This window comes from Promicromonospora kroppenstedtii DSM 19349 (genome assembly GCF_000515355.1).
GTDB lineage: Bacteria > Actinomycetota > Actinomycetes > Actinomycetales > Cellulomonadaceae > Promicromonospora > Promicromonospora kroppenstedtii.
On sequence record NZ_KI911694.1, the window covers coordinates 62,131 to 69,569 of the forward strand.

The 7,439-nt window shown below is 71.3% G+C and carries 5 protein-coding genes and 1 pseudogene; all 6 read right to left on the reverse strand.

Features of this window, described 5'->3' with window-relative positions; translation table 11 throughout:
* Positions 1 to 274: pseudogene (locus PROKR_RS35260) on the reverse strand (amidohydrolase family protein); the annotation flags it as partial.
* Positions 267 to 1,127 (reverse strand): tryptophan 2,3-dioxygenase, encoded by an 861-nt coding sequence (kynA, locus tag PROKR_RS17490; protein WP_036965102.1) that lies wholly within the window; start codon positions 1,125 to 1,127, stop codon positions 267 to 269. The gene kynA and the pseudogene PROKR_RS35260, both read right to left, overlap by 8 nt.
* A 23-nt stretch (positions 1,128 to 1,150) precedes the next feature.
* Positions 1,151 to 2,341, reverse strand: a complete 1,191-nt coding sequence (locus tag PROKR_RS17495) for a HipA domain-containing protein (protein WP_051433095.1) — start codon at positions 2,339 to 2,341, stop codon at positions 1,151 to 1,153.
* Between the two features lie 86 nt (positions 2,342 to 2,427).
* Positions 2,428 to 2,730 carry a helix-turn-helix transcriptional regulator gene (locus PROKR_RS17500; RefSeq protein ID WP_026365986.1) on the reverse strand — a complete coding sequence of 101 codons (303 nt, stop codon included), beginning with the start codon at positions 2,728 to 2,730 and terminating at the stop codon, positions 2,428 to 2,430.
* Between the two features lie 204 nt (positions 2,731 to 2,934).
* Positions 2,935 to 3,864 carry an ABC transporter substrate-binding protein gene (locus PROKR_RS17505; protein ID WP_169736462.1) on the reverse strand — a complete coding sequence of 310 codons (930 nt, stop codon included), beginning with the start codon at positions 3,862 to 3,864 and terminating at the stop codon, positions 2,935 to 2,937.
* A gap of 115 nt (positions 3,865 to 3,979) precedes the next feature.
* A partial coding sequence (mfd, locus tag PROKR_RS17510) for a transcription-repair coupling factor (RefSeq protein WP_084800508.1) occupies positions 3,980 to 7,439 on the reverse strand: 3,460 nt, incomplete at its 5' end.

Below are 7,439 nucleotides of genomic sequence, written 5' to 3' on the forward strand. Positions count from 1 at the left end.
CCCGGTCCGGGGAGGCGACGTGCCGCACCGCGGCGTCCGGCGCCCACGAGCGCCCGCTCGGGTACCCGCCCGGTGCGGTGTGGAACGGCCCGGCGTACCGGATCCGGACGCCCGACGGCGGCTCGGCCGCCCAGGCGGTCACCTCACGCGGGTCCCAGCCCAGGTCGTGCACCTCGACCACCGGCCCGTCGGCAAGCATGCCCCGGTCGACCAGCCCCAGGTGCACATGGTGGTCGACGACGCCGGGCAGCGTCGTGGCCCCGCCGTCAGACACCGAGCGGGCCGTCGATCTCGGTGCGGACCGAGATGAGCTCGGGGAAGAACGTCAGGTCCAGGGCCCGCTTGAGGAAGCCGACGCCGCTGGAGCCCCCCGTGCCGGTCTTGAAGCCGATGGTGCGCTGCACCGTGCGCAGGTGGCGGAACCGCCAGAGCTGGAACGCGTCCTCGATGTCGACCAGGTCCTCGCACGCCTCGTACAGCTCCCAGTAGGCGTGCGGGTCCTCGTAGATCGTCTTGAACACGGCGATCAGCTCGGGGTGCTCGGTCCAGGCCTGCGTGACGTCGCGGTCAAGGATCTCGGTCGGCACCGCGTGGCCGCGCCGCGCCAGCAGGCGCAGGAACGCGTCGTAGACCGTGGGCTCCTGGAGCAGCTGCGCGAGCTGCGCGTGGATCTCCGGCTTGTCCCGGAACACCTGGAGCATCCCGGCGTGCTTGTTGCCGAGCAGGAACTCCACGGCGCGGTACTGATGGGACTGGAAGCCCGAGGACTGACCCAACGAGCCCCGGAACTCCGCGTACTCGCTCGGGGTCAGGGTGGCCAGGACGGACCACTGCTCGGTGATGGTGCGCTGGATGTGCTTGACGCGGGCCAGGCCCTTGAGGGCCCGGGGCAGGTCGTCGCTGTCGAGGAACCGCCGCACGCCGCGCAGCTCGTGCACCACCAGCTTGAGCCACAGCTCCGTGGTCTGGTGCTGGATGATGAACAGCAGCTCGTCGTGGTGCGGTGGGTCGCTCACCGGGTGCTGCGCCGAGAGGAGCGCGTCGAGCCCCAGGTAGGAGCCGTAGTCCATCTCATCGCGGAAGTCCGTGCGGATGGAGGCCTCGATGGGCCGGGTGTTGCCGCTCATGGGGCGAGCGTAACCCCGCCCGCTCAGGCGGCCTGCGCCTCGTCCCGGTTGGGGTTCTCGAACGCCTCCGCCATCAGCGCGATCTCCTCCGGCGGCAGCGACATGTCACGCGCGATCCGCGACCAGCCCGACGTCGCCGCGGCGACCTCGCCGAGCACCCGGCGGGCGTCGTCCTGCCGCAGGCCGTAGGAGTCCGCGGTGGCGAGCAGCACCCGCACGTCTCGGTCGATGCGGGTTCCGCCCGGACGCAGCGGCGTGGACTCGACGACGGCGAACGGGTTGGGGTTCACGTCGAACAGCGGGGACAGCGACCAGCCGTCCGCGCGGCGGAGGAAACCGTGGTTCTTCATGTGGTCGTCCACGTTGCGCACGAGCAGGGTGAACGCGACGCGGCGGAACAGGTCATGTCCGTCGGTGGCCGGCCGGCCCGAGTGGTCCGCCAGCGTCTCGGCGAGCGTGCGATAGTCGATGACCTCGAAGAACGCCTTCTGCGTGAGGCTGTCCGCGGACAGGAAGCCGATGCGGCCGCCGTCCGGCCGCCGGTCGAAGCGGCGGGTCAGCAGGATGGAACGGGACGGGCCGATGCGGTGCAGCCGCGCGACGGGCACCTCGATGCCGGCGTCCGAGGCCAGGCGCAGCGTCAGGTACTCCCACGCCTGGACGTCCCACCGGTCACCGCTCTCGGGCAGCTTGGCCATCCACAGGTCGCCCTCGGCGTCCTTCACCGTCACCTTGGGGCGGGCGCCGCCCATCGAGGTTCCCGCAGCGACCAGGAGCCGCACGTCGTGGTCGGTCTCCCGGTGCTGCGCGACGGCGTCCGCGGCGTCGGTCAGCGACGGGAGGTCCACCAGGTCGGGAACCTCGGCGCGCGGCGGCCCCATGAACGACTTGCCCTCGTCGAGCGAGAAACGCAGTGCGCCCAACCGGGTCTCGTCCTGCACGCCGAGCAGGAAGTCCACCTCGGTCAGCGTCATGAAGCCGCGTCCCTCGGCACGGGCCGCGCGTCGCTCCGCGTTGAACAGCAGCGTGCGACCCCACTGGTCGGGTTGGCAGTCGGCCAGGACGCCGAACAGGGGCCGGTCACTGCCCGACGGGATGTTCCCCGGCGTCAGCGGCAGCTCGGGGCACAGGGCGTACGCCCGTTGGTCGCGCAGGTACGCGGCGTCGTAGCGGAACGTGCAGCCCACGAGTGCGCCGCCGCGGTTGAGATGCATGTCGAGGTCACCTGCGCGGACCTGACCCCCGCCGGGAAGCTCGACCTCGACACGAATCGACAACGGCGCTCACCTTCTCTTCTCGTTCAGCTGGGGACCCTGACTCGCTGCGGCAGGGCTCGTTCCGCGTGGAACCGGCCCATCTCGGTGGTCAGCGGGTCGCTCGCGCCGACGACGGCGTCGGCCATGCCGAGCACCCGCAGCACCGCGAACGTGTTCTCGAGACTGACCGTCCCTGTGCCGGTCTCGATGGCCCGCAGCGTGGTGCGGGTGATGCCCGCACGGTCCGCGACGAGCTGGGCCGTGAGGCCGTGGATCTTGCGCCAGGCACGCACGTGGTCGCCGAGCGACGTGAGATCGCGCTGGGTACGGAGGGATGTTCTGGCCATGACTGCTCCTTTCGGTTACCAGGCTAACCGACGGGCCTGGTAACGGTCACTGTGGTAGCCACTATTTCGTGGTGCGGAATCGCGCGGCGGGCAGGACGGCGTGTCAGGCCCGGGGACCCACGGCGCGCGCCGGATCGCGGGAAAACAGGAGGGCCGCCCCACACGGTGTGGGGCGGCCCTCCTGGCGCTGCGTTCAGCGGCGCGTCATGGCTGCTGGTTGTTGACCGTGGCCGTCTCCAGGGCACCGACGGAGAGGTCGTGCTTCTCCAGGATCTGGGCGTAGGTGCCGTCGTCGATGATGCTCTGCACCGCGGCCTGGTAGGCCCGCACCATCTCGACGTCGCCCTTCTGGAACACGAAGCCCAGCGGCGACGGGTTGATGACCTCGGAGTTCGCGACCTCGAAGATGTCGCCGGAGCCGACCTGCTTGGCGTTGTAGGCGCCGGTGGACCACTGGGTGAGCTCCGCGTCCGCCTTGCCTGCCTGGACCTGCGCGAGCGCGTCGGCGTCGGTGTCGAACCCGATCACGTTGACCGGCTTGGCCTGGCACACCTTCTGGTTCAGCGCGCTGAGCGCCTCGGCCTGGGTCGAACCCGTGAGCACGGCGACCGTGCGACCGCAGAGGTCCTTGAGCTCCTTGATGCCCTCCGGGTTGCCGGCCGGGACCATGATCGCGTCGCTGTCGTTGTAGTAGTCGACGAAGTCGTAGTCGACCTGGCGCTCGGTCGTGTCCGACATCGCGGCGGCCAGGACGTCGACGTTGCTCGCGTACAGCTCGCCCAGCAGCGAGTCGAACGGCATGTCCACGAAGTTGTACTTCAGACCCAGCCTCTTCGACGCCGCGTCGAAGAGGTCGATCTCGAAGCCGACGATGCGCCCGGCCTCGTTCGTGTACTCGAAGGGCGGGTAGCCCGACTCCGTACCGACGGCGATGCGCGCCGACTTGGCCCGCAGCTCACCCGGCAGCATCGCCTGCAGCTCCGGGTGCACGTCGATCGCCTGGGCGCTGCCCTCCGCCGACTCGGCGGAATCGGTCGCGCAGCCGGTCAGCAGGCCGCCGAGCGCGGTCAGCGCCGCGATCGAGCCGATGACCGCGCGTGCGCGGCGTCCACGCACGCGATGTCCGAGTGCCATGCGGTGTCCTCCACGAAACGACATGATGAGCGGGTTACGCGGGTGGAGCCTATACGGTCCGGGTCATTTGCTGTGAATCCGAGTTTCACCTACTCCCACGGCAACGACCCCGGCGTCACGAGCGTGTGCCGACCTTAGCGGCAGCCCCCACGTCCGCCAGAATCACCGCGTCGATGAGGCCCCGGGCCCACTGGAGCACCTCGGTGCCGCGCAGCGGGCGCCCGCCGATCCGGGCGGTCGACGGGAACGGCACGAGGAACGCGCGGATCGCCGGCTTGAGGATGGTGCCCGGGTAGAGCCGCTTGAGACGCAGCTGCGCCGACTCCGGCAGATTGACCGGCGCGAACCGGATGTACTTGCCCTGGGCCGTGACGTCGGTGAGCACGGCCTTGCGCACGTGGTTGCGGAAGTCGGCGACGTCGAACAGCGCGTCCGCGACCTCGGGCAGCGCGCCGTAGCGGTCGGTGAGCTCCGCACGGACCTCCGCGAGCGCCGCGGCGTCCTGCGCGGTGGCGATCTTCTTGTAGGCCTCGAGCCGGAGCCGCTCGGTGGCGATGTACGCCTCCGGCAGGTGGGCGTCGACGGGCAGCTCGATGGTGACCTCGGGTGCCTCCTCCTCCGCGTCGCCGCGGAAGGCGGACACGGCCTCGCCGACCATGCGCACGTAGAGGTCGAACCCGACGCCGGCGATGTGGCCGGACTGCTCGCCGCCGAGCAGGTTGCCCGCCCCGCGGATCTCGAGGTCCTTCATGGCGATCTGCATGCCGGCGCCGAGGTCGGTGTGCGCGGCCATGGTGGCGAGCCGGTCGTGCGCGGTCTCGGTGAGCGGCTTCTCGGGCGGGTACAGGAAGTAGGCGTAGGCGCGCTCGCGACCGCGGCCCACGCGGCCGCGGAGCTGGTGGAGCTGGGACAGACCCAGCATGTCGGAGCGCTCCAGGATCAGGGTGTTGGCGTTGGAGATGTCCAGGCCGGTCTCGATGATCGTGGTGCAGACCAGCACGTCGAGCTCCTTCTCCCAGAAGGCGCGGATGACCTGGTCGAGCTGGTGCTCGCTCATCTTGCCGTGGGCCACGCCGATGCGGGCCTCGGGCACGAGCTCGCTCAGCCGGCCGGCGGCGCGCTGGATGGTCTCCACCTTGTTGTGGACGTAGAAGACCTGGCCCTCGCGCAGCAGCTCGCGCCGCAGGGCCGCCGCGATCTGCTTCTCCTCGTAGGCGCCCACGTAGGTGAGCACGGGGTGCCGCTCCTCCGGCGGGGTGGCCAGCGTGGACATCTCGCGGATGCCGGTCACGGCCATCTCCAGCGTGCGCGGGATCGGGGTGGCGGACATCGCCAGCACGTCGACGTTGGTGCGCAGCTGCTTGAGCGTCTCCTTGTGCTCGACACCGAACCGCTGCTCCTCGTCGATCACGACGAGGCCCAGGTCCTTGAACGCGACGGACCCGGTGATGAGGCGGTGCGTGCCGATCACGATGTCGACGCTGCCGTCCTTGAGACCGGCGAGCGTCTCCTCGGACTCCTTGGCCGACTGGAACCGGCTCAGCGCCCGCACGTTCACGGGGAACCCCGTGTAGCGCTCGGAGAAGGTCTCGTAGTGCTGCTGCACCAGGAGCGTGGTGGGCACCAGGACGGCGACCTGCTTGCCGTCCTGCACCGCCTTGAAGGCCGCCCGGATGGCGATCTCGGTCTTGCCGTAGCCGACGTCGCCGCAGACCAGGCGGTCCATCGGCACGGACTTCTCCATGTCGGCCTTGACCTCGTCGATGGTGGCGAGCTGGTCGGGCGTCTCGACGTACGCGAAGGCGTCCTCCAGCTCGCGCTGCCACGGGGTGTCCGGGCCGTAGGCGTGGCCCTGCGTGGCCATGCGCGCGCTGTACAGCCGGATCAGCTCGCTCGCGATCTCACGCACGTGCTTGCGCGCCTTGGCCTTGGTGTTCTTCCAGTCGGCGCCGCCCATCTTGGACAGCGACGGCGCCTCCCCGCCCGTGTACTTGGTGACCTGGTCGAGCTGGTCGGTGGGCACGAACAGCCGGTCGCCGGGCTGGCCCCGCTTGCTGCTCGCGTACTCGATCACGAGGTACTCGCGCGTGGCCCGGTTGCCCCCGGTGCCCATGGTGCGCTGCGCCATCTCGACGAACCGGCCCACGCCGTGCTGCTCGTGCACCACGAAGTCGCCGGCCTTGAGCTGGAGGGGGTCGACGACGTTGCGGCGCCGGCTGGGCATGCGGCGCATGTCGCGCGTGCCGGAGCCGGCGCGCCCGGTGAGGTCCTGCTCGGAGAAGACGGCGAGCTGCAGCTCAGGGGCCACGAAGCCCTTGCCGACGCCGCCCGCGAGCACGTGCACGACGCCGGGCTCGGGCTCCTCCTCCAGCGACACCGCGAGCCGGGCCGCGGTGCCCGCCGCCGAGAGCTGCTCGGTCATGCGCTTGGCCGGGCCGTGGCCCTCGGTGGTCAGCACCAGCCGCCAGCTCGCGACCTGCAGACCGTGCACGTCGTCCAGCGCCCGGGCCAGGTCTCCGCGGTAGGACTCGACGTCCCGCGCGCTGATCGTGAACACGGTCTCGGACCCGTCGCCGCCCGGTGAGTCGTCGGCGGCCAGCTCCGTGTCCTGCGTGAAGGCCGAGAGCGTCCACCAGCCCAGCCCGCGCCGGGCCGCGATCTCGCGCACCTCGGCGAAGGTCTCGAAGGACGCGGCGGACAGGTCGATCGGCGCTGCTCCGCCGGCCACCGCACCGGTCCAGGCGGCGGCGAGGAACTCCTCGGTCGTCGCCACGAGGTCATGCGCACGCCGGCGCACGCGCTCGGGCTCGTTGACCACGAGCAGCGCGTCCTCGGGTACCAGTTCGAGCACCGGGACCATGTGGTCCACCAGCACCGGGGCGAGGGACTCCATGCCCTCGACGGCGACGCCGGCGGCGAGCTTGTCGAGCATCTCGACCGCGCCGGGCAGGCTGGGCACCAGGTCGGCCGCGCGCTGCCGGACGGCGTCGTCGAGCAGGATCTCGCGGCACGGCGGGGCCCACACGCCGCGCTCCGCGATCTCCAGGCTGCGCTGGTCGGCCACGGCGAACCAGCGGATCTCGGTGACCTCGTCGCCCCAGAACTCGCAGCGCAGGGGGTGGTCCTCCGTGGGCGGGAAGACGTCCAGGATGCCGCCGCGCACCGCGAACTCGCCGCGCCGCTCGACCATGTCCACGCGCGTGTAGGCGGCGGCGGTGAGGCGCTCCGCGACGTCGGTCAGGTCGGCCGTGGTGCCGGAGTCGAGCTGCACGGGTTCCAGCTCCCCCAGGCCCGCCACGACCGGCTGCAGCAGGGCGCGCACCGGCATCACCAGGATGCGGATCTCGCCGGCCTGGCCGTGGCCCTCGGCCGGGTGCGCCAGCCGGCGGAACACCGCCAGGCGCTTGGCCACGGTGTCCGCGCGCGGGCTGAGCCGCTCGTGCGGCAGGGTCTCCCACGACGGGAGCACGGCGACGTCGTCGGCCCGCTCCTCGGGGAGGTAGCCGCGCAGGCTCGCCGCCAGGTCGTCGGCCTCCCGGCCCGTCGCGGTCACGACCACGAGGGGCCGCCGCTCG